This is a genomic window from Marivirga sp., assembly GCF_035704835.1.
GTDB lineage: Bacteria > Bacteroidota > Bacteroidia > Cytophagales > Cyclobacteriaceae > Marivirga.
Window position 1 is genome coordinate 174,013 of the sequence record NZ_DASSWQ010000023.1, and the last position, 21,544, is coordinate 195,556.

Sequence of the window (21,544 nt, forward strand, 5' to 3'; positions counted from 1 at the left end):
TTTATGAAAAATTTACTTTTAGGTCTATTTCTAGTTTTTTCTTTTCCCAACCTTTTTGCACAATCAGGTAGTATAGAAAAAGAATTACCTACTGAAACTAGTCAAGTTACTGTTTATTTGCAAGGTGCACAGGTTCAAAGGGAAGGAACTATAAATCTAGGTTCGGGTAATTATACTTTGACGATTAAATCCTTATCTGCCTTATTAGACCCTAATAGTATTAATGTAAAAGGAACAGGTGATATTAAAATCTTATCCGTTCAACATCAATTTGATTATTTAGAAAAGGAAACTAATTCTCTTTTAGTAGACAGCATTGAATTTGCAATTGAAAAAATAGAGGCAGACCTAAATTCTTTGACCAACAGAATGGACATTTTAAATGCCAAAGAATCTCTAATTGCCTCAAATAAGAATTTGGGAACCGAGAATGTTACTTCCATTCAGTTGTTAGAAATGTTGAAGTTGTATGAAAAGGAACTAACATCTATTAAGAAAGAACAGACTTCCTTAAATCAAGAAATTACCCGTTTAAGAAGTCAACTGGATAAATTAAATAGTCAGTTGAATGCTGTAAACCGTGATAAAAGTGAAACAAAAAGTAAAATCCTTATCAAATTAGAGTCTAATCAAAATACTAAAGCTTCTTTTGAAATTAGTTATTTTGTAGAAGGTGCTGGCTGGTATCCAAAATACAGATTGAATGTATCAGACATCACTAAACCTATTGATTTGGAATATCAAGCCGAAGTTTTTCAGCAAACTGGAGAAGACTGGAATGATGTGAAATTACGTTTTTCTAATGCGGAGCCCAATCAAAATAAACAAGCTCCAGAATTAGAAACCTGGTATTTGGACTATGCCAGATTCACCGATTTCGAGGAAAATAACCCGGCTAACTTAAGGCTTAACAATAATTCAGTAAAAGGTAAAGTAGTGGATGCCGAAAGTGGAGAAGCGATTCCTGGGGTGAATGTATTGGTCAAGGGGACTTCAATTGGAACAAATACTGATTTACAAGGCAATTACGCTATTACAATGCCTCAAGGTGCCAACGAACTGGTTTTTTCATTTATTGGTATGGTTACAGAAATGATTGAGGTTAATTCTTCTATTTTAAATGTTAGTCTGAGCCCAGATATTCAACAATTATCTGAAGTTGTGGTGACAGGTTATGCAAGAGAGAGAAGAAGCCCTTCAATTCAATCTAAATTGCAAGGACAAGTTGCGGCTTTAGATATTGAAGATGCTGAAAGAATGAAATCAACCACCATCAAAAGACAAACGAATGTAGAATTTGAGGTGGATGAACCTTTTACCATCAAATCAGGAAATCCTCAAACTTATATTGATTTAAAGAAATATGAAATGGAGGCTGAATATCATTATGTAGCCATTCCTAAATTAGATAAAAGTGCTTATTTAATGGCAGGAGTTGCTAATTGGGATCAATATAATTTGATGGATAGTGAAGCGAAATTATTTTTCGAAGGTTCATTCGTAGGAACCACTATTCTAAATGCTAACGCCACTATCGATACATTGACTATTTCTTTAGGGAATGATAAAGGTATCATTATTGAACGCGAAAAAATTGATGATTACAATAAAAGTAATTTTATAGGCTTTAATAAAAATAAACAGATTGGCTATGAGATTATGGTTAGAAATTCAAAGTCACAAAAAATTGATCTAACTTTATATGATCAAGTTCCGGTTTCACTTAGAGATGATATTACTGTGACAGTTCAGGAATTAAGCAAAGCTAATTACAATAAGAAAACCGGAGAATTAAGATGGGATCTTAAGTTAGATGCCAAATCATCTGTTAGTAAGACCTTTGTTTATGATGTGAAATACCCAAAAGATGAAGCCATCATTTTGGAATAAATATTGTCTATTTAGCTTCTACTAAAAACCATTTTAAAGCTTTTTTTTGGTCTTTGAATACTTTAGTGACAAATGGTTGATCATCATTTTTAGAGTTATACTCATCAACCTTATTTGATGCTATCTGAGTAACTGGTGAAATAACTGCTTGATGTGTAAATCCTAAGGCTTCATATTTCGGATTAACCTCTTCATCCAACCATTTTATTTCCTCCTGACGGATCATTTCTAATTCACTAACATCTGCAAATAGGAAGAAGTAATTTTGACCTGTTATTTTGTGTTTCTTTATTTCTTTTTCATATATCTCTAAGGAGGTTTTAATTAAATCTCTGAATACTACTGGATTTAATATTCCTCTCCAAACTTCTTTGATATAGGGGATATTATTAAACTCTTCTACTGTAATTCTTAATTTGGGATGTGTGAATAATCTCATGTATAATTTTAAAAAATATATTTATAATTAGGAAATTTAAACAAAAAAATAATTGCAAAAGTATGAAATCATAAGTAGTTCTTTGCTTTTAGGTGTTTACTAGACCTATTTATAATAAATGGGGTGTATTATTACCTTTATTCATTTATCATATAAATGAATCAACTCTGTAATGCTTTTACAACCTGATTTTTTTAGATGAAGCTGCTATGTTTAGATAAAGTTTTTGGATTGATAAACAGAATATCGGCTATGTCGGTGCTTGATTTTCATGCTGCTAATAATTTACAATTTAAATTATAAAACAATACCTAATAAGCTGTATTTCTTATGAAAAATATTGAATTTATCTATTTTCATCAAATGGGAGTGAAGTATTGAAAATAAAAAAGGTGAGCCATTGCTGACTCACCTTTTGATTATGTTTTAAGAAAATATTATTTCTTCTTCTTTTTATTTTTTTCCTTTTCTTTTTTTGCTTCTTCACTTGCTTTCATTGCTTCTTGTAATCTTTGCTGAAATTTGGAAGTTTTCTTGTTAACATTTTTCTTTTTATTTTCTTCCAGAATTGCAATGATTTTATCTTCATCAATCATTCTTCTAATTAAAGTTTGTTGACCGAATGTAATTAAGTTAGCAATAAGATAATAGAAACTCAAAGCAGCTGGGAAGCTATTCAAAACAAACATGAAGATTACCGGCATGAAATACTGTATGTTTTTCATTGGTCCTTGCACAGAACTTACTTGTCCTTGTGACCAGGTTATCAATAAAGTAGATAAGGTCATTAAGATTGTAAATAAACTCACATGGTCACCATAGAAAGGGATTTCAAACGGTAAGCTTAATACACTATCATAAGTTGATAAATCGCTTGCCCACAAAAATGATTCTTGTCTTAGCTCAATTGAACTAGGGAAGAAGTAGAACATTGCAAATAGAATCGGCATTTGAAGCAAGAGCGGTATACAACCAGAAAGTGGATTTACCCCTACTTTTCGGTAGAGGTCCATCTGGTCAGCTTGAGCTTTTTGCATGTCTCCACCATGCTTTTCTTTTATCTCGTCTAATTGTGGCTTTAAAACTTTCGTTTTAGCCATGGAAACATAAGATTTATAGGAAAGAGGAGAGAGAGCTAATTTGATTAAAAACACCAAAATTATGATAATCAATCCGTAATTACTGATGTATTTCTCTAGTATATAAAATACATTGATAATTATATATTTGTTCACTAAACTGATTGGAAACCAGCCTAAATAAACGTTTTCTTCAAAATCAGGGGCAACTTCTTGTAATATTTTGTAATTGTTGGGACCGAAATAATATTTAAATTCTCCCGCTTTATTAGTAACCTCAGCTAAAGGAATTTCAACTTTTACTTTTCCTCTTTTAACATAGTCACTTGATAAATCTTCAATATTGGTAGCAAATTCTGCTCTTTTCATCGGTATATCCGTGATTAAAGCTTCTGTAAAGAAGTTTTGCTTAAAAGAAAACCATTTTATTGGTTCTGCAATTTCTTCACTATCATCTTCCGAGCGCTCACTTAAACCATCCATTCCTTCTTCTTCAGAATAATAGTTCATAGTCGCTTTTACTCTACTCTGCTCGAGATCCTTTTCAAACTTGCGCATTTTCTTATTCCAACGCAACGTCAATTGATCTCCTAAAATCTCATTAGTAAAACCATTGAAAGCTAATGAATATCCGACTTGGTAGTGATTGCCTGATAAGGTATAGATTTGCTCAATACTTTTATTGGGAGCTAATTGCGCAACAAACTTGATTTGTATAGTATCTCCATTTGTCAGCTCTCTTTTAGGAGAGCCTTGCATCTCAAAATACAAATCATATAAATTTACTGGTCCAGTTGCTGTATTAAATAATAGCTCTTTTTCTTCATCATCCTGATGATTGATGATGAGAGGTTGACCATCGTGAGTTTTAAAATCTTTTAACTCAACATTTTTGATTGTACCCCCTTTAGAATCAAATTGAATGACTAAGGTTTCAGTATTGAAAGTTGAAACGTTAGATTCACCTTTTGCAACACCTGCGAATACACCAAATTGATTTACAAGCGATTGATTTAAACTCGAATCAGTTTCAATTTCACTGGTGGAATTTGATTTTTGAGAATAAGCTTCCTCTTGCTGTTGGTCGTTTTGTTCTACTTGATTCCCCTCAATATTCTCTGGTTGTTTGGGAGTATCCGCAAAAAACCAAAAATAGGCAATCATTAAAATAGAAATCAGGATGAGTCCTGTTGCTTGATTTTTGTCCATCTAAATTGTAATTAATTCGATTCTGATAAAATTTTATGTTCTAAACTAGCCTTTACAAATCGCACAAACAAAGGATGTGGATTTAAAACAGTACTTTTCAATTCAGGATGAAATTGTGTACCCACAAACCACGGATGATCTGGAATTTCAACAATTTCGACTAAACCTGTCTTAGGATTAATCCCTGTGGCATTCATACCCGCAGCCTCAATATCCTGCAAATATCTATTATTAAATTCGTATCTATGCCTATGACGCTCATTAATTTTTGTTTTTCCGTATGCTTGATAGGCTTTAGTATTTTTTTTCAGCTCACAAGCATAAGAACCCAAGCGCATAGTGCCTCCTTTTTGGGTAATGGTTTTTTGTTCTTCCATTAAATCAATAATCGGATTTTTAGTTTTGATATCCATTTCGGTGGAAGAAGCATCTTTCAATCCTAATACATTTCTTGCAAATTCTACGACTGAACATTGCATGCCTAAACAGATTCCGAAAAATGGTAGCTTTTCTTCTCTGCAGTATTTAATGGTTTCAATTTTTCCTTCAATACCCCTTTCTCCAAATCCTGGAGCTACTAAAACACCATGAACTGTGGAAAGTAATGACTTAACATTTTCTGCATTAACCTCTTCAGAATGAATCCATTTTACATTTACTTTAGTTTCATTCTCAGCTCCTGCATGAATAAAAGATTCTGTGATGGATTTGTATGCATCCGGTAATTCAATATACTTTCCAACTAAAGCAATGTTGATTTCTGAAATCGGATTTTTTAATTTCCCAAGGAAGGTTTTCCATTGGGTTAGTTCTGGCTCTACTTTGTGAGAAAGTTTTAACTTTGCTAACACTCTTTCATCCAGCTTTTCTTTTCTCATTAATAAAGGCACATCATAAATAGAATCAGCATCCATTGCTTCTATTACAGAATTGATGTTTACGTTACAGAAAAGTGCTAGTTTCTTTCTAATTTCTTGCGGCAGTTTATGCTCAGTTCGGCAAACCAAGATATCAGGCTGAATACCTGACTCTAACAATTGCTTGACAGCATGCTGAGTAGGCTTGGTTTTTAACTCTCCAGCAGCTTTTAAATAGGGTATAAGTGTTAAATTGATTACAAGGAAATTATTAGGACCTACATCCCATTTCACCTGTCTGACAGCTTCAATAAATGGTAGAGATTCAATATCACCTACGCATCCACCAATTTCGGTTATTACAATGTCGAACTCATTTTTTTCCGCAACAGCGTAAATGTTTCGTTTAATTTCATCAGTTATATGAGGAATAACTTGAACGGTTTTTCCTAAGTAAGCACCTTCTCGTTCCTTAGTTATTACATTGTTGTAGATTCTACCCGTAGTGACATTATTTTCTTGAGAGGTATTAATGTTCAAGAATCTTTCATAATGGCCTAAATCCAAATCAGTTTCAGCTCCATCTTCGGTCACAAAACACTCACCATGTTCATAAGGATTAAGCGTTCCTGGATCAATATTGATGTAGGGGTCTAATTTTTGAATAGTGACAGAAAATCCACGTGCTTGTAAAAGTTTTGCTAATGAGGCAGCAATTATTCCTTTCCCGAGAGAAGAGGTTACCCCACCAGTAACAAAGATGAATTTAGTATTTTTTTGAGATGCCATAAGTTATTTTTGAAAAGCCTGCTATACTTATGGGATACAAAGGTAGTATAAGCATTTTAAAATCTTCATCTATTTGATAGATTAATATGAAATTTTATTAACCCATTTTTGAATGCTATTCTAATTAGAGGATTAATGATAAAATAAGTTTAGATTGTGATAAAAGAAATTACTTATTCAACAGTTTCTAATACCTTGAATTCGTCCTTTTCTGGAAACTCAGCTATAGTTCTCCAGGTTTTGAGTTCGGAAATGTTAATGGTAAAAATACTTTCATGGGTTTTCGCTATTTTAGCACCACCAGCAGTAGTATGCCAATTTTCCCAGCTAAATTTCAAACCTCCTATAGGTAATATTTGAACCCACATTTTTACAAATTCTGGCATTCCAGTTTTTTTATTAATTAACCATAGGTAGGAATCACCAGGCGTTACACCACCGCTTTTGTAAGTTACCAAAAGGCCTTCAGTTTTTTCGTCTTTTTGTGCTACATATTTTCTTTCTGTTCCTGCATCTCTCACTTTAGAAATCGGATTTAACCAAAAAGAATCATTGGCCCATATTTCGTAAGCATCATTTAGAAGCTTTGTAAGTACCTCGTCTCGCTCCACTTGCTTATCTTTTGCAAAAGCAACCCCTGTTTTGGAATCTAATTTGATAAATACATCATAATTTTCCCATGAGACTTTTGCCCAATGTCTATCTTTATCCCAGACCAAATTCCGCATTCCACCCAGACTCCATTTTACCACATCAATTTCTTGCCATGCAGAATCATTTACTGCATTAAGCATTTTATCTGTCAACTGCTCTGCTTGCTGTCCTTTCTCGCCTTTTGGTAAATTTTCATCTATTATTAGATATGTAATAAATCCTATTAACCCCAATGAGATTAAAACAATTAATATCCACTTTAAAACTTTCATTTAATAACTATTAGAAGGGTACAAAAACAATTTTCTTAGTTTCAAAAAAAGGCTCTGAGAAATACTCGGAAATTGGGACTTCCTGATACATTCTTTTGATTTCTGCCATTTCCTCTTCTAAGTCACCACCTTTCAAAGCGATTACTCCACTATTGTCTTCAGGACTTTCTGACTGTATTTTTTGGTTTATCCAATGTAGAAAGCTTTTCATTCGAGTAACAGCTCTGCTTACTACAAAATCAAATTTTCCTTTTACCTTTTCAGCTCTTTGGTGAAAGGCTTCCACATTTTCCAATCCTAATGCGATTACTACAGCTTCCACAACTTTAATTTTTTTTCCAATAGAATCCACTAAGGTGAAATGAGCATCTGGAAATAGGATGGCTAGAGGAATTCCTGGGAATCCACCACCGGTTCCTACATCTAGAATCTTTTTTCCTGAAAGGTCTTGAAATTTGGCAATTGCTAAGGCGTGTAGAATATGCTTTTCATAAATATTTTCAATGTCTTTACGGGAAATGACATTTATTTTTTCATTCCATTCAGTATACAAATTGCCTAATTCTTGAAATTGTGCTTTTTGCTGTGCACTCAAATGAGTAAAATACTTTTCCACTATAGCACTACTGTCCATCTTAGAATTGAGTTTCTTTTCCAGTAATAAGTTCTCGCATCAATTCTCTAGAACGGTGTAGTTGCGCCTTGATAGTACCTAAAGGAGCTTCTAATTCAGTAGCAATTTCTTCATAAGAAAGCTCTTGAAAATACCTTAACTTCACTAATCGCTGATATTTGGCTGGTAATTTATCGACAAACATTCGCATTAATTCAATTCTTTGCGCCTTAATGGCTTTATCTTGCGGAGTTAAATTTCCCTTATCTTCTACATCCAATTCTACTGCATCACCATTGTCATCAGTATAAGAAGAATGAATGCTTATCGTTCTTAGTTTCTTTTTACGAATAAAATCAATGGCATTGTTGGTAGCAATTCGGAACAACCAGGTACTGAAAGTGTAATCTTTTTTAAATCGGTGAAGACTTTTAAAAGCTTTAGAAAACGCTTCGATAGTCAAATCCTCTGCATCATCCACATTTCTCACCATTTTCAACACCATATGATAAACAGGCTTTTTATATCTTTTCATCAACTCTGCATATGCCATTTGGTCTTTAGCGATAACTGCCTGGTCGATTAATCTAAAATCCTTTAATGCCTTCTCTGAAAAATTTCTATTTTTATTTATTTCCATTTAAGATGCTTTGTTAGTGAAGCATAAATTCCCCAAATCCAATAGTATAGAATAAACAGGATTTCTAAAACGGGTAAATTGTAATGCATAAATTTAATCCCAAACTTAATGCTAAGGTGATAAAATACGACATATTGTCTTACTAAATACATTAAGGTAAGGAAACTTAAAATTAAACAATCGATCGGATTTCCCAACGTTAAGCCCAATATAAATATTATCCAAAGTAAAGATTGTGTAAAATGGAAAAGTCCTAATTTGAATTTATCTTTGAATTTATAATACTTTCCGACTGATAGGTGTCTTTTTTTCTGTTGGAAGAAGGAAGCCCAACTTTCTTTTGGATTGGAAAATGTTAAAGCCTCCGGCAGTGTGCAAATCTCTGTATTTTCTTTATTTGCATATCTGTTAACCCATAAATCATCATCACCACCCATAATTGCACTCAAATCGTTAAAGCCACCTTTCGCTATAAAAAACGATTTTCTGTATGCTAAATTCCTTCCTACTCCCATGTAAGCTTCCTTTTTAAAGGCAAATGAACTATAAAGCAGGGCAGTCTGAAGAGTTTCAAATCTAATAAACTGATTCAGAAATCCTTTTCTTTTTTTATAAAGTGAGACACCTAAAACAATGGATGTATTATATTTAAATGATCGTGACATTCTGTCAATCCAATCAGAAGATGCAGGCTGGCAATCTGCATCGCTTAATAAAATAATATCATTTTGTGCTGCTTCTATCCCTTTGGTTAGTGCATATTTTTTGGGATTAAATCCATCAGCAGTCGTTGTAATATGAACTGCTTTCAAATGAGGATATTGGGTTTCTTGTGTGCTTAACCAGGTATTACTTTCATCATCAGAACGGTCATTCACTACAATCACCTCAAATTCTAAAAAATCTTGGTTTAAGAATTGGATTAAATTCTGCTTAAGATTTTCAATTTCATTATGTGCACAGATTATGACAGAAACTGCTTCGGTAGGAAGTTTTTGACGCTGTAGAGATGGCTTATTGCTTACAAAAGGGAAGAAATATCGTAATTGGAAAAAGAACTGAATAAAAAATACGGCAATAAAAATTATAGTGAGAATGTGGATTTGCTCCATGCTTTTAAATTGATTTGCCTTTTTGACAAAGATATTAGAAAATTAAAACTATAAATTCTTAAGAAGCTATATTTTTGCACTTCTATGCAATTTACGATTTCAAATAAAGATAAAAACTCTAATGCTCGGGCTGGTGAATTAACCACCGCCCATGGCAATATTAAAACTCCTATTTTCATGCCGGTTGGCACTGCAGGTTCAGTAAAAGCGGTTCATCAGCGTGAATTAAAGGAAGATATTCAAGCGCAAATCATTTTAGGAAATACTTATCATTTGTATCTGCGCCCTGGGTTGGAAATCCTGCAAAAAGCTGGAGGCCTTCATAAATTCAATGGTTGGGAGAAACCTATTTTGACTGATAGTGGCGGTTATCAGGTTTATAGCCTTTCCGGAACCAGAAAGATCAAAGAAGAAGGGGTGACCTTCAAATCTCATATTGATGGTTCTTCTCATATTTTTAGTCCTGAGGGCGTAATGGATATTCAGCGAAAAATAGGGGCTGATATCATTATGGCTTTTGATGAATGTACGCCTTATCCCTGCGACTATGAATATGCCAGAAAATCGATGGATATGACCCACAGATGGTTGGACAGATGCATCGATCAGTTTGACAAAACCGAAGGCCATTATGGATATGAGCAATCTTTATTTCCGATAGTGCAAGGAAGTACTTACAAGGATTTGAGGAAACGTTCAGCAGAGGAAATAGCTTCAAAAAACAGAGCAGGAAATGCGATTGGTGGTTTATCCGTTGGTGAACCTGCCGAAGATATGTATGAAATGACCGAATTGGTATGTGGTATCTTGCCTGAAGATAAACCTCGTTACCTCATGGGTGTAGGTACTCCTGCAAATATTTTAGAATGTATTGCTTTAGGTGTAGATATGTTTGATTGCGTGATGCCCACCAGAAATGCAAGAAACGGAATGTTATTTACGACTGAAGGAATCATCAATATTAAGAATAAAAAATGGGAGGATGATTTTACGGCCATAGACCCAACCTTGGGAACTTATGTGGATACATTTTATACAAAGGCCTATTTAAGACATTTAATTCATTCAAAAGAAATTCTAGGAGCGCAAATTGCCAGTATTCATAATTTAACTTTTTACCTTTGGTTGGTAGAACAAGCCAGGGCACAAATAATATCTGGCACATTTTATGAATGGAAGGAGAAAATGGTCAAAAAATTAATGACTAGGCTATAAAAATTCAATATGAAATTATTAGATAAATATATACTGAAGAAGTTTTTATCCACTTTTATCTTTGTAGTATTAATCATTTTGGCAATCATTACTGTTATTGATTATACTGAAAAGAATGACGATTTCATGGCGCATAATCTAGGATTAATTGATGTTTTGCCATATTATGGAGCATTTATTCCATGGATTGCTAACTTAATTACTCCTATTACTATTTTTATTGCCGCGGTTTTTGTGACTTCAAAAATGGCTGGACATACTGAGATAGTTGCTATGCTTTCCAATGGGATGAGTTTTCGAAGATTTTTAGTTCCTTATATGATGGGAGCTGCATTAATTTCAGTCTGCAGTTTTTTCTTATATTCTTATGTCATTCCTAACGCAAACAAAACCAGGATAGCCTTTGAAACAACCTACATTAAAAAGCCTTTTTATTTCACGGACAGAGATATCCATCTTAAAATAGCACCTGAAACTTATGCCTATATGGAAAGCTACAATAATCAAAGAGATGTTGGGTATAGATTTACATTAGAATTGATTCAGGAAAAATTATTGAAAGAAAAACTGAGTGCCAGGAGAATAGAATGGGATTCTGTTAAAAGTAGTTGGTCGATTAAAGATTGGACATTAAGAAAGTTTGATGGGATGACGGAAACAGTAGAAGTCGGCCAAGAACTAGATACAGTTTTAAATTTTACGCCTAAAGATTTTGGAAATACCTATGGTTTGCAAGAAACGCTTACGCTTACAGAGCTGAACAACTATATTTCTTTATTAAAAGAGCGAGGCGCTGATAATGTCAAAATTTATCTTATTGAACGTTATATTCGCTATATGGCACCATTTGCTGCCATTATCCTCACCTTTATTGGAGTAGTAGTTTCATCCAAAAAGAAAAGGGGAGGCACAGGCTTTCAGATTGCTTTGGGATTTGTGATAGCATTCGTTTTTATTATCTTTTTTATATTAAGTAAAGCCATTGCTGAAAATTCCACAATGAATCCTCTTTTAGCAGTATGGCTACCAAACATCACTTTTAGTATAGTCGGATTAATCCTTTATAAATTTGTTCCTAGATGACAAGCGAAGCAAAAAACTATTTGCAATTACATTTTGTGGTTTTAATTTGGGGATTAACAGCAATTTTAGGATTGCTCATTAATATTTCTGCAGTAGCTGTTGTATTTTATCGAACACTATTCGCGACTATAATACTTTTCGTTTTACTGTATTACTGGAAACTGAGCTTTAAGATAGGCTTTAAAGAATTTCTAAAAATTACAGGTGTAGGCCTTATTATTGGTCTTCATTGGATTTTATTTTTTGCGGCAGCAAGAGTATCCACAGCTTCAGTTTGTCTTGTTGGAATTGCAACCTGTTCTTTTTGGACAAGTTTGATTGAACCTATGATGAGCAGTAGAAAAGTAAAAGTTTATGAGCTTGCTTTAGGAATTTTAGTGGTAATTGGATTGTACATCATTTTTAGTGTGGAGTTTCAATACTTGGAAGGTTTGATAATGGCCATTATGGCTGCTATGCTTGCAAGCGTATTTACTGTTTTAAATGGTAAATTAACACATCGTCATAATCATTATGTCATAACTTTTTATGAAATGATGGGTGCTTTTATTGGTTCTGTATTATTAATCCCTGTCTATCTATATTATTTTGATACTGAAGTGATAAGTTTTTTACCTCATGCCTGGGACTGGTTTTATCTGGTGATTTTGGCAGGAATCTGTACTGTTTTGGCATTTTCAATGTCTGTTAAAATTCAAAAAGTTTTAAGTGCATTTGTGGTAAACCTTACAGTCAATTTGGAGCCGATTTATGGAATAATTCTAGCTTTTCTTATTTTTGGAGAAGAAGAGAAGATGAGCCTTGGCTTTTACATTGGTACAGGCATCATTTTACTATCCGTGCTTTGTTATCCCATGGTAAACAAAATCATGAAAAGAAGAGCACTTCAAAGCGATGTAATTAGGTAATATCCCATTTTATGATATCAAGAATAAAGATTTTATTCATTTTTTTATATGTACTTACTTTTAATCTTCAAGCACAAAATGAAATCATTCTAGAATCACCCGAACTGGTAGAAGCACGAGTTGGTGAGGGCGTTGTTTTCCTTGTAAAATATAATAAATTAGGTAATCCCGATCTAAATCTTACATGGAAAAGTGATATTTTAGATGCTAATTTTGATGACCAAGAAGGTGAGTTTTATTGGGAAACGGGTGGTCAGGATATTGGGCTTCATTCTGCTTTTTTTTACTTGAAAGATTCCCTAGATGATATAGTTGCCTCTTCTAAAACCTTAATAAAAGTATCATCTAGAGAATCAGTCCCCTCTATTGAGTTAGAACCAGATTCTCTGGATAGCAGAGCTTTTATTAAGTTGCTTCAGGGGGAATTGTATAAGCTTGAATTCATTGCTTCCACAACTAACACTAGGAGTGCAGATGATGTTATATTGACCTACATATGGAATAATAACACCGACTTAACAACTATTGACCAAGCGGAAACTCATGTCATCGGAAATCGACTTTTGCTTGACTGGACCCCAAGTCAAAGTCAAGCCTCTAAGAAATATTTTGATTTGGATTTAATTGCAATCGATAATACTAATGCCGTGAACAGACGGAAATATCGTTTTCAAATAATAGGACAGGAGTTGCCTCCGCGTTTACGAAATAATGTAAATGATACATATATCATAACAGCAGATCAGGAATTGGATATAGATTTTTCAGTTTATGACCCGAACAATGATCCAGTGGTATATTCAGTTGATATTCCTGTTACTGTTGGAGTCCCAACTATAAATGAAAATGGCATATTTACATGGAAACTAAGTTCCATGGAAATGAGTAATATTAGCTCAATTTTCCCTTTAAAAGTTAAATTGAAGGCTGAAGAAGCAGAAAATGCAGAGCATTATGTTGAAAAAGAAATTACCATTCTAAAAAGTGAAAGAAATGATCCTCCGTTGATTACAAAGCTGAGTAACTTGAGTATCAGAGAAGGTTATGACATTAAAAGAAGGGTTTTTATACAGGATAATAATCATCCACTTCCAGAATTAAAATATTCTTTAGAAAATGAGCCAGATTGGCTTTATGTTCAACAAGAGGGTGATAGATTATTTTTAATGAGTGACACTTTAGATTTCGATATTGTTAAAGCAGACGGTATTCCAGTTCAGTTTGATGTTCTATTTACAGTAACAGATCCCGAAGGCGCCACTGACAGCAAATTTTTTACAGTAACCGTGAATGAAGGTGTAAATACTCATGAATTGTACACAGAATTAGTGGAGTATCAACGGTCAACGGATGCACTTTTAGTGGGGCTTAGGAAGCAAATAAGAGAGTTAGATTCAAGAGTTCAAAGAAATCAACGAGTGAAGAAAGGATTATTATTTACCACCTTTTTCTTAGGTAGTTTCAGTGCTACAGGCTCATTTTTTGATGACCATACCATAGCAAATGAAGCGATACCTTATGCAGGGGCACTTTTAGCTATTACTAGTAGTGTGAATGCTTTAGCTTTTAATCAAGAGGGGAAAACCATAAACTTAAAAGGAAGATTGGAAGATGTGGAAAAATCTTTAGTTAGAAATAAAAGTTATCTTGATACCTATTCAATTGAAGATGAGAATGATGATGAACTTAGAAATAGCGAACTGGTAAATAGAGTTCAATCTTACAGACAAGCATTAATTGAGCAAAGAATAGAGCTAAGAAGGTTAGAAGATGAATACCGTGAGCTAAATTATGTTCAACGTAGAATAAGAAAGTTCAATAGAAAAGGAAACCCTGACAAAATGAAGTGGAGTTTTATTGATAAAATTTAATATCTCTAGCCAATTTAAAATCTTATCATTTTACATAAACAGTAAATAATCTATAAATTCATATAGTTCACAAGTGAAGAATTGTCGTTTTTTACAATTAACAATTAATTAATATATATAAGTCAAACAAAATCAAGAACATAGGGTTTCAATGGCTCACTAAAAAAAACAACAGTATGAAAAAGTTATTGAAATCAATCGTATTAGGTGCCTTGATAATCGGGATGTCTTTCTCAGTAAAAGCACAAAACAAAAACATTGTTGAATTAGCTGCTGGAACAGAATCACTTTCAACATTGGTTACTGCAGTTAAAGCAGCAGGTTTAGTAGAAACGTTAAGTGGTAAAGGTCCATTTACAGTATTTGCACCAACAAATGAGGCTTTTGAAGCATTACCTAAAGGAACACTTGAATCCTTATTAAAACCAGAAAATAAAGACAAACTTGTTGCAGTATTAACTTACCATGTAATTGGTGCTAAAGTAATGTCAACTGATTTGAAAGAAGGACAAAAAGCAAAAACTGTTCAAGGTGAAGAAGTTACAATAAGTTTAAAGTATGGAGCGTCTGTGAATGGAGCAAAAGTGGCAAAAGCAGATATTAATGCATCAAACGGTGTAGTACACGTTATCGATAAAGTGATTTTACCACCTTCAATGAAATAATATTGATTATTTTGATTAATTATAAAACCTCGGGAGTCTCTTTCGAGGTTTTTTATTGATTAACTTTAGAACTTAAATATTTGATTTGCTCGAATACAACTTAATTCAATGGACTTATCAAAAATCCCAAACATCGTAGAACCACTGCCAGTCATACTTGCATAAATTGCTCCAGCATCATAGAATTTATTCTTGATTTTCTGGAGTTCAGGATATTTCTTAAATATTCCTTCCTCAAAATCATTCTTTAATTTTCCTTTCCACTCCACAATAGGATGATGTTCAATGATTTCTTCAACTGAAATTTCAGGCATTTGTGGCTTTACCCCACTGTATGCTTCTGCAGTGCTGATATGAATATCAGGATAAACCAATGCTAAATGATGTCCAAATAAATCAAGACTTGTATTTTCAAATAGTTCACCTCTTCCGCTGACTAGTTTAGGTTTGTTTTCAATGAAGAAAGGACAATCACTTCCTAATTTTAAGGCATAAGATTCAAGTTTCTCAATAGAAATATTCAATTCGAAATATTCATTGAGCAGAGTCAGCATAAAAGCACCATCTGCCGAACCACCGCCCATTCCTGCCCCCATAGGGATGTTTTTATGAAGAATGATATCAACTGGAGGTAACTCGAAATCTGCTTTTAATAATTCGTAGGCTTTCAGAACTAGATTATCGTCAGAATTGCCAGGTATTGCTAAACCAGTTGTTTCAAAGCTCAATTTTTTAGAAGGGATAATTTCTAATGCATCTTTTAAGGGAATTGGGTAAAAGCAGGATTCAATATTATGATAACCGTCCGCTCGCTTGGCAGTGATATTAAGCCCTAAATTAATTTTTGCATTGGGGAATTTTAGCATTGGGGTGTAGTTGAATAAAAAACCTTCCAGCCTGTTAGAAGTCTGGAAGGTTTAATAGTTATAGTAAATCCTGAATGGACATTATTTCATTTCTTCAATCAATTCTTCCGAAATACCAGTGAAAGAATAACCACCATCATGGAATAAGTTCTGCATAGTTACTTTTTTAGTGAAGTCAGAGAACATCATAATGATATATTCTGCACATTCTTCGGCAGTTGCATTTCCTAATGGAGACATTTTTTCAGCGAATTTAAAGAATGAATCAAAACCATCAATTCCCGAACCAGCAGTAGTTGGAGTAGGGGACTGAGAAATTGTATTTACTCTTACTTGTTTGGTTTTACCAAATCTATAACCATAGCTTCTTGCTATAGACTCTAATAAAGCCTTCGCATCCGCCATATCATTATAGAATGGGTAAGTACGCTGAGCTGCAATGTAAGATAAACCTACTATGGAACCATACTGATTCATTACGTCCATTTTGTCAGCTGTTTGCATCATTTTGTGAAAAGATACAGCTGAAATATCATAAGTTTTTTGCAACCAGTCGTAGTTTAAATCATGGTATGCTTTTCCTTTTCTCACATTCGGGCTCATACCAATTGAGTGCAATAGAAAATCAAAATTACCGCCTAAAATTTCTTTTGATTCTGTATATAATTTCGTGATATCATCAACTGAAGTAGCATCAGCGGGAATCACCTCAGTATTGCATTCTTTAGCCAATTCCTGAATTCCGCCCATTCTTAAGGCTACCGGAGCATTGGTCAAAACGAATTTCGCACCTTGATCTTTTGCTTTTAAAGCTACTTTCCAGGCAATAGAGTTTTCATCTAAAGCACCTGTGATAATTCCTTTTTTTCCTGCTAATAAGTTATTTGACATAGTTTTCTGTGTTGTGTGTTTAGGCAAAAATATAAATTAATTATGATTATGGCATAAGGATTTAGAATATAGTGAAGCAAAAGCTTTAGTTATGAAAGATCACACGAAGTTTATTTGTTTCTTGTATCCACTTTTCCTTCTGTTTGGTTGTAAAAAATCCTTTGGGTAGGGTATGCGAAATCTATGTCTTCATGCTTTGCTATAACATCTAATATTTCTTCCCAAACATTATTTTCGGTAACTCTTCTTTTCTTTGGTTCTGAAAGAAATCTAATAGTTAATTCTATTCCGCTATCTTTCACAGAAGTATATATAATTGGAGTGAGGTTACTGTAAAAAATCATAAATTGTTTTGAGGCTTGCAAAAGCTTTCTTTTAGCACTAAAAGATAATTCTTCCGCATGATTAGTTATTATCTGTTCTAATAACCCCTTAGCTTTTTTTCAATTACTTTCAAAAGTGACCAGAACGGGCATTTCTATCCAGATATGACTAAAACCCTGATTGTAATTGGCTTGGCTTACTCTGAAAACTTTTCCATTTGGAATATGAATTATTCTGCCTGTACTTTGGTCTGCAGCCACCCAATTTCCAATTTCATTTAATGTGAATTGGAAAAAACGGATATCAATCACATCACCAGCTACCCCTGCAATTTCTATGCGGTCACCAACTTCAAATGGCTTACGAATGACAATAAAAAGCCAGGCGGCAAGATTTACTATTGGGACCTGCAAGGCAATGGCCAAACCCGCACTTACTAAACCTAAAAATGTACCAATAGAGTCAATTTTATCAATCCAAATATTGAGTAATATAATGAGAACTAAGATGTAGTAAATATTTTTTACACCATTTTTCCATAGATATCGGTCTTTAGCATCTTTGAAATTTTTAAAGACCAATTGAAGAGCAGAAAACCTCAAGATTACTAAGATAATAATACAGGCCCTTTTGCATCAGTTTATATTAAAAACGAACAAAAGGGAACAAGTTCAAATTTAGAGGGTCGGTTTACAATTGAATTGAATAAAAATGATACTTTGATTATTTCATCTGTAGGTTATAAAACGATAGAGCTAGCTAATTCAAAAGTAGAAGATTCAATATCTTTAGCCCCAAGTATTTTGGAGATGAAAGTCCTTGAAATTCAAAGTAAAGAGCAGCTTGGATTATTTCCAAAAAGAAACACTATTGGAGACGTGAGCAAATCTTTTTTTAAAAATCAAACTTGGTATTCAACTGGAGGATATCCATATGAAATTGCTAGATTTTTTGAATATAAAAAAGCATTTTCAGAGACTAGATTTGTTGAATCAGTGACTGTTGAAACTTCAAGCAAAATTAAAGATGCAATTTTTGCTGTTAAATTTTATCATGTTGGTGATGATGGTTTGCCAGGAGGTATTATCAATAAAAAGACAATTATTGGTACTGCTAAAAAAGGAAGACATAATACTAAAATCAAACTTAATGATGAAGTGATCTTTTTCCCTGAAGATGGGCTTTTTATTGCAGTTGAATTTCTGATCGTTGATCAAAACCGAATAGAAAGAGAGGACCCTATTTCATATAAAGGAAACACTTATAAATATAGATATGAACCATCATTTTCTGTTACTGATTTGGAAGCAGTTAATTTTTTTCATTTAGATATAAAAAATCAAATCTGGAAAAATTGTAATAAAGATCGAAAAGCATTAGAATGTGAAATAGTTTTGGTAGAATAATTTTAAAATCTTTTCAACGCCAAATCGCTGACATGGTCTCCAATCGATAAGGAGGAAGTTGCAGCGGGTGAAGGAGCATTACAAACATTAATTGCATTACGTTCTTCTAAAATCAAGAAGTCATCGATTAAGCCTCCGTTTCTATCACAGGCCTGAGCTCTGACTCCAGCACCTCCTGGAGTCAAATCATCTTCGGTGATATCGGGTAATAGTTTTTGTAGTGATTTGGTAAAAGCTGATTTTGAAAAAGAGCGGTACATTTCTCCAAAACCAGTTTTCCAATATTTCGCGGCTACTTTTTGAAAGCCAGGCCAGGCTAATGATTCGCCAAGTTCTACTAGATTGAATAATGATTTTCGATAGCCTTCACGCTTAAAAGCTAGAACAGCATTGGGACCAGCCTCTATTCCTCCATTTATCATTCTGGTGAAATGAACACCTAAAAAAGGGAAATTTGGATCTGGCACTGGATACACTAAATTTTTGATTAAATATTGCTTTTCAGGCTTAATCATAAAGTATTCTCCACGGAAAGGGATGATTTTTAAATCTAATTTCTCTGTGGTCAGTTTGGCAATTTTATCGGAATACAAACCCGCGCAATTGATTACTAATTTTGTATCAAAACTTTCTTTATTGGTGGAGACAGTCGTTATTCCATTTTTCTCCTGAATATTATTAACTTTTTGTCCTAAAGAGATTTCTCCACCTAATTCCTGAAATTTCTCTTCATATTTAAGCGAAACCGCAGTATAATCGATAATACCCGTCTGTGGAACGTGAATTCCTGCTATGCCATTTATATAAGGTTCATGTTCTTGAACCTCTTCTTTTGTGAGTCGCTTAAGATTTTGCAATCCATTTTGTGCACCTCTTTCTTCAATCATGGAAAGGGTCGAGAGTTCGCTTTTATCTGTAGCTACAATTACCTTCCCACATAATTCATAGGGAACACCTTCTTCGTCACAGAATTTAAGCAATTGATTATAACCATCTATGCAGTTCTTGGCTTTTAGACTGCCGGGCTTGTAGTAAACGCCTGAGTGAATAACACCACTATTATTTCCCGTTTGATGTTGGGCTAATTTATCTTCCTTTTCCAAAAGAAGTACTGAAAGCTTAGCATTTTTCTGCTTGATTTTCAAAGCTGTAGCTAGACCTACTATTCCTCCACCAATTATGATTATGTCTTGCATTTTCTTGAGTATTATGTAGTAAGTTTTAGATATTAAGTTTCGAGTAGCTAGTATCAAGTATCTAGAAAACTTTCAACTAATTTTTTTTAACCACATTTCATTTTTTGCTACAACCTATCCCTCACCAGCTGGCGGGTTAGGGCGCCACAGTCACCAAAAAATAATTCTTTTTACCTTTTTGAACCAAAATATATTTATCCTGTAATAAACTCAAATCAACTGGAGCATTGGCATCGAGAACCTTTTCTTTATTGATGCTGACACCACCTCCCTTTATCATCTTTCTTGCTTCACCTTTTGAAGGAAAAATTACTTCCTGAGTCAATTCAGAAAGGAAATCAGTGATATTTTCTGTTTTATCCAAATCAGAATTACTAATCGTTACCTGAGGAACTCCTTCAAAAACACTTAATAAAGTGTCTTCATCTATGCTTTGCAATTCTTCAGTGGTTGATTTACCAAATAGGATGGAAGAGGCTTGTAAAGCCATATCCAAAGCTTCTTTAGAGTGCACTCTAATGGTCAACTCTTCAGCCAAAGCTTTTTGTAAAGTTCGCAAATGTGGAGCTTCATTATGCTCCTTTTCTAATGCTTCAATTTCTGCTTTGCTTTTTGTGCTAAAAATTCTAATGAAATTGCTCATATCCTCATCTGAAGCATTTAGCCAGAATTGATAGAATTTATACGGAGACGTTTTCTTAGGGTCAAGCCAAATGTTACCACTTTCAGTTTTTCCGAATTTAGTCCCATCAGATTTTTTAATAAGCGGACAAGTCACCGCAAAAGCTTCTCCTTGTTCCATCTTTCTGATCATTTCCGTACCTGTGGTGATATTTCCCCACTGATCAGAACCTCCCATTTGCAGTTTGCAATTTTTTTCTCGGTAAAGATGAAGAAAATCATAGCCTTGCACTAATTGATACGTGAACTCAGTAAAGCTCATTCCTTCGCTGGATTCAGAAGACAACCTTTTCTTTACAGAATCTTTCGCCATCATATAATTGACGGTAATGTGCTTACCAACATCTCTGATAAAGCCAAGGAAGCTAAAATCCTTCATCCAATCGTAATTGTTAACTAGCTCAGCGCTGTTCTCAGCTTTTGCATCAAAATCAAGGAAATTCCTGATTTGAGCTTTGATAGAAGCTTCATTATGGCGAAGAGTTGGTTCATCTAATAGATTACGCTCCTGAGATTTACCGGAAGGATCACCAATCATGCCGGTAGCGCCACCCAATAAAACGATAGGCTTATGACCAGAATCCTGAAAATGCTTTAACATCATGATTCCAACCAAATGCCCAATATGCAAAGAATCAGCCGTAGGGTCGATGCCAACGTAAGCGCTGCTCACTTCTTTAGCTAGTTGTTTTTCAACACCCGGCATCATGTCATGGATCATTCCTCTCCATTGTAGCTCTTCTATAAAATTCTTTTGCATATTGATATAAATTGAAAGTCTGTGATTGAATAATGCCTGCAAATATAAAAGGCTTAGAAAGGAAATAATAGCAATTTTTAAAATAGATTTAAGAGGCTAGGTATTTAGAATAAGAATCAAGAAT

The 21,544-nt window shown here is 33.8% G+C and carries 19 protein-coding genes and 1 pseudogene; 7 read left to right on the forward strand and 13 right to left on the reverse strand.

Features of this window, described 5'->3' with window-relative positions; genetic code table 11:
* The first annotated feature begins 3 nt into the window (after positions 1-3).
* The gene (locus tag VFM92_RS04440; protein WP_325120988.1) at positions 4-1,890 is read left to right on the forward strand and encodes a mucoidy inhibitor MuiA family protein; all 1,887 of its coding nucleotides are present in this window, start codon (positions 4-6) and stop codon (positions 1,888-1,890) included.
* A gap of 7 nt (positions 1,891-1,897) precedes the next feature.
* Here the strand turns inward: VFM92_RS04440 and VFM92_RS04445 are convergent, their stop codons facing one another.
* The 7 genes from VFM92_RS04445 to VFM92_RS04475 form a co-directional block, all read right to left on the reverse strand.
* Positions 1,898-2,329, reverse strand: a complete 432-nt coding sequence (locus VFM92_RS04445) for a hypothetical protein (RefSeq protein WP_325120989.1) — start codon at positions 2,327-2,329, stop codon at positions 1,898-1,900.
* 437 nt (positions 2,330-2,766) lie between these two features.
* Positions 2,767-4,617, reverse strand: a complete 1,851-nt coding sequence (gene yidC, locus VFM92_RS04450) for a membrane protein insertase YidC (RefSeq protein WP_325120990.1) — start codon at positions 4,615-4,617, stop codon at positions 2,767-2,769.
* Positions 4,618-4,628: 11 nt separating this feature from the next.
* Positions 4,629-6,263, reverse strand: a complete 1,635-nt coding sequence (locus VFM92_RS04455; RefSeq protein ID WP_325120991.1) for a CTP synthase — start codon at positions 6,261-6,263, stop codon at positions 4,629-4,631.
* A gap of 173 nt (positions 6,264-6,436) precedes the next feature.
* A complete protein-coding gene (locus tag VFM92_RS04460) occupies positions 6,437-7,189 on the reverse strand; it encodes a hypothetical protein (RefSeq protein ID WP_325120992.1) in 753 nt (250 codons plus the stop codon).
* A gap of 10 nt (positions 7,190-7,199) precedes the next feature.
* A complete protein-coding gene (gene rsmG, locus VFM92_RS04465; protein WP_325120993.1) occupies positions 7,200-7,823 on the reverse strand; it encodes a 16S rRNA (guanine(527)-N(7))-methyltransferase RsmG in 624 nt (207 codons plus the stop codon).
* Between the two features lies 1 nt (position 7,824).
* The gene (locus VFM92_RS04470; protein WP_325120994.1) at positions 7,825-8,442 is read right to left on the reverse strand and encodes an RNA polymerase sigma factor; all 618 of its coding nucleotides are present in this window, start codon (positions 8,440-8,442) and stop codon (positions 7,825-7,827) included.
* Positions 8,433-9,554: a glycosyltransferase gene (locus VFM92_RS04475; protein WP_325120995.1), complete on the reverse strand. Its 1,122-nt coding sequence runs from the start codon at positions 9,552-9,554 to the stop codon at positions 8,433-8,435. Before VFM92_RS04475 ends, VFM92_RS04470 begins: the two co-directional genes overlap by 10 nt.
* Positions 9,555-9,638: 84 nt before the next feature.
* Here VFM92_RS04475 and tgt point away from each other — a divergent pair, with 84 nt between their 5' ends.
* The 5 genes from tgt to VFM92_RS04500 all read left to right on the forward strand — a co-directional run bounded on the left by tgt (position 9,639) and on the right by VFM92_RS04500 (position 15,296).
* Positions 9,639-10,769 (forward strand): tRNA guanosine(34) transglycosylase Tgt, encoded by a 1,131-nt coding sequence (gene tgt / locus VFM92_RS04480; RefSeq protein WP_325120996.1) that lies wholly within the window; start codon positions 9,639-9,641, stop codon positions 10,767-10,769.
* Between the two features lie 9 nt (positions 10,770-10,778).
* Positions 10,779-11,852, forward strand: a complete 1,074-nt coding sequence (locus tag VFM92_RS04485; RefSeq protein WP_325120997.1) for an LptF/LptG family permease — start codon at positions 10,779-10,781, stop codon at positions 11,850-11,852.
* On the forward strand, positions 11,849-12,760 hold the full coding sequence (locus tag VFM92_RS04490) for a DMT family transporter (RefSeq protein ID WP_325120998.1): 912 nt from the start codon (positions 11,849-11,851) through the stop codon (positions 12,758-12,760). Before VFM92_RS04485 ends, VFM92_RS04490 begins: the two co-directional genes overlap by 4 nt.
* Positions 12,761-12,771: 11 nt before the next feature.
* Entirely contained in the window at positions 12,772-14,631 is a 1,860-nt protein-coding gene (locus tag VFM92_RS04495) for an Ig-like domain-containing protein (RefSeq protein WP_325120999.1), read from the forward strand.
* A 176-nt stretch (positions 14,632-14,807) separates the two neighbouring features.
* Positions 14,808-15,296 (forward strand): fasciclin domain-containing protein, encoded by a 489-nt coding sequence (locus tag VFM92_RS04500; protein ID WP_325121000.1) that lies wholly within the window; start codon positions 14,808-14,810, stop codon positions 15,294-15,296.
* A 65-nt stretch (positions 15,297-15,361) separates the two neighbouring features.
* Here VFM92_RS04500 and ispE read toward each other — a convergent pair whose 3' ends face one another.
* From ispE to VFM92_RS04520, 4 genes are all read right to left on the reverse strand, one after another.
* The gene (gene ispE, locus VFM92_RS04505; protein ID WP_325121001.1) at positions 15,362-16,162 is read right to left on the reverse strand and encodes a 4-(cytidine 5'-diphospho)-2-C-methyl-D-erythritol kinase; all 801 of its coding nucleotides are present in this window, start codon (positions 16,160-16,162) and stop codon (positions 15,362-15,364) included.
* 81 nt (positions 16,163-16,243) lie between these two features.
* On the reverse strand, positions 16,244-17,053 hold the full coding sequence (locus VFM92_RS04510) for an enoyl-ACP reductase FabI (RefSeq protein ID WP_325121002.1): 810 nt from the start codon (positions 17,051-17,053) through the stop codon (positions 16,244-16,246).
* Between the two features lie 110 nt (positions 17,054-17,163).
* Entirely contained in the window at positions 17,164-17,397 is a 234-nt protein-coding gene (locus VFM92_RS04515; RefSeq protein WP_325121003.1) for a hypothetical protein, read from the reverse strand.
* A 99-nt stretch (positions 17,398-17,496) separates the two neighbouring features.
* Entirely contained in the window at positions 17,497-17,979 is a 483-nt protein-coding gene (locus tag VFM92_RS04520; protein ID WP_325121004.1) for a mechanosensitive ion channel domain-containing protein, read from the reverse strand.
* A gap of 36 nt (positions 17,980-18,015) precedes the next feature.
* On the opposite strand from VFM92_RS04520, the pseudogene VFM92_RS04525 reads away from it, so the two are divergent.
* A pseudogene (locus tag VFM92_RS04525) lies at positions 18,016-18,783 on the forward strand (carboxypeptidase-like regulatory domain-containing protein); the annotation flags it as partial.
* Positions 18,784-18,785: 2 nt separating this feature from the next.
* Here the strand turns inward: VFM92_RS04525 and lhgO are convergent.
* The gene (gene lhgO, locus VFM92_RS04530; protein WP_325121005.1) at positions 18,786-19,979 is read right to left on the reverse strand and encodes an L-2-hydroxyglutarate oxidase; all 1,194 of its coding nucleotides are present in this window, start codon (positions 19,977-19,979) and stop codon (positions 18,786-18,788) included.
* Positions 19,980-20,115: 136 nt separating this feature from the next.
* Positions 20,116-21,420, reverse strand: coding sequence for a tyrosine--tRNA ligase (gene tyrS / locus VFM92_RS04535; protein ID WP_325121006.1), 1,305 nt, complete (start codon positions 21,418-21,420; stop codon positions 20,116-20,118).
* Positions 21,421-21,544 lie beyond the last annotated feature (124 nt).

Bases quoted from the DNA above. Each gene is read 5' to 3' on its own strand.
- VFM92_RS04440 (WP_325120988.1), top strand. From the start codon at position 4: ATGAAAAATTTACTTTTAGGTCTATTTCTAGTTTTTTCTTTTCCCAAC.
- tgt (WP_325120996.1), top strand. From the start codon at position 9,639: ATGCAATTTACGATTTCAAATAAAGATAAAAACTCTAATGCTCGGGCT.
- VFM92_RS04490 (WP_325120998.1), top strand. From the start codon at position 11,849: ATGACAAGCGAAGCAAAAAACTATTTGCAATTACATTTTGTGGTTTTA.
- VFM92_RS04515 (WP_325121003.1), bottom strand. From the start codon at position 17,397: ATGATTTTTTACAGTAACCTCACTCCAATTATATATACTTCTGTGAAA.
- VFM92_RS04455 (WP_325120991.1), bottom strand. From the start codon at position 6,263: ATGGCATCTCAAAAAAATACTAAATTCATCTTTGTTACTGGTGGGGTA.
- VFM92_RS04510 (WP_325121002.1), bottom strand. From the start codon at position 17,053: ATGTCAAATAACTTATTAGCAGGAAAAAAAGGAATTATCACAGGTGCT.
- VFM92_RS04460 (WP_325120992.1), bottom strand. From the start codon at position 7,189: ATGAAAGTTTTAAAGTGGATATTAATTGTTTTAATCTCATTGGGGTTA.
- yidC (WP_325120990.1), bottom strand. From the start codon at position 4,617: ATGGACAAAAATCAAGCAACAGGACTCATCCTGATTTCTATTTTAATG.
- VFM92_RS04495 (WP_325120999.1), top strand. From the start codon at position 12,772: ATGATATCAAGAATAAAGATTTTATTCATTTTTTTATATGTACTTACT.
- VFM92_RS04485 (WP_325120997.1), top strand. From the start codon at position 10,779: ATGAAATTATTAGATAAATATATACTGAAGAAGTTTTTATCCACTTTT.
- VFM92_RS04470 (WP_325120994.1), bottom strand. From the start codon at position 8,442: ATGGAAATAAATAAAAATAGAAATTTTTCAGAGAAGGCATTAAAGGAT.
- VFM92_RS04475 (WP_325120995.1), bottom strand. From the start codon at position 9,554: ATGGAGCAAATCCACATTCTCACTATAATTTTTATTGCCGTATTTTTT.
- rsmG (WP_325120993.1), bottom strand. From the start codon at position 7,823: ATGGACAGTAGTGCTATAGTGGAAAAGTATTTTACTCATTTGAGTGCA.
- ispE (WP_325121001.1), bottom strand. From the start codon at position 16,162: ATGCTAAAATTCCCCAATGCAAAAATTAATTTAGGGCTTAATATCACT.
- lhgO (WP_325121005.1), bottom strand. From the start codon at position 19,979: ATGCAAGACATAATCATAATTGGTGGAGGAATAGTAGGTCTAGCTACA.
- tyrS (WP_325121006.1), bottom strand. From the start codon at position 21,420: ATGCAAAAGAATTTTATAGAAGAGCTACAATGGAGAGGAATGATCCAT.
- VFM92_RS04445 (WP_325120989.1), bottom strand. From the start codon at position 2,329: ATGAGATTATTCACACATCCCAAATTAAGAATTACAGTAGAAGAGTTT.
- VFM92_RS04500 (WP_325121000.1), top strand. From the start codon at position 14,808: ATGAAAAAGTTATTGAAATCAATCGTATTAGGTGCCTTGATAATCGGG.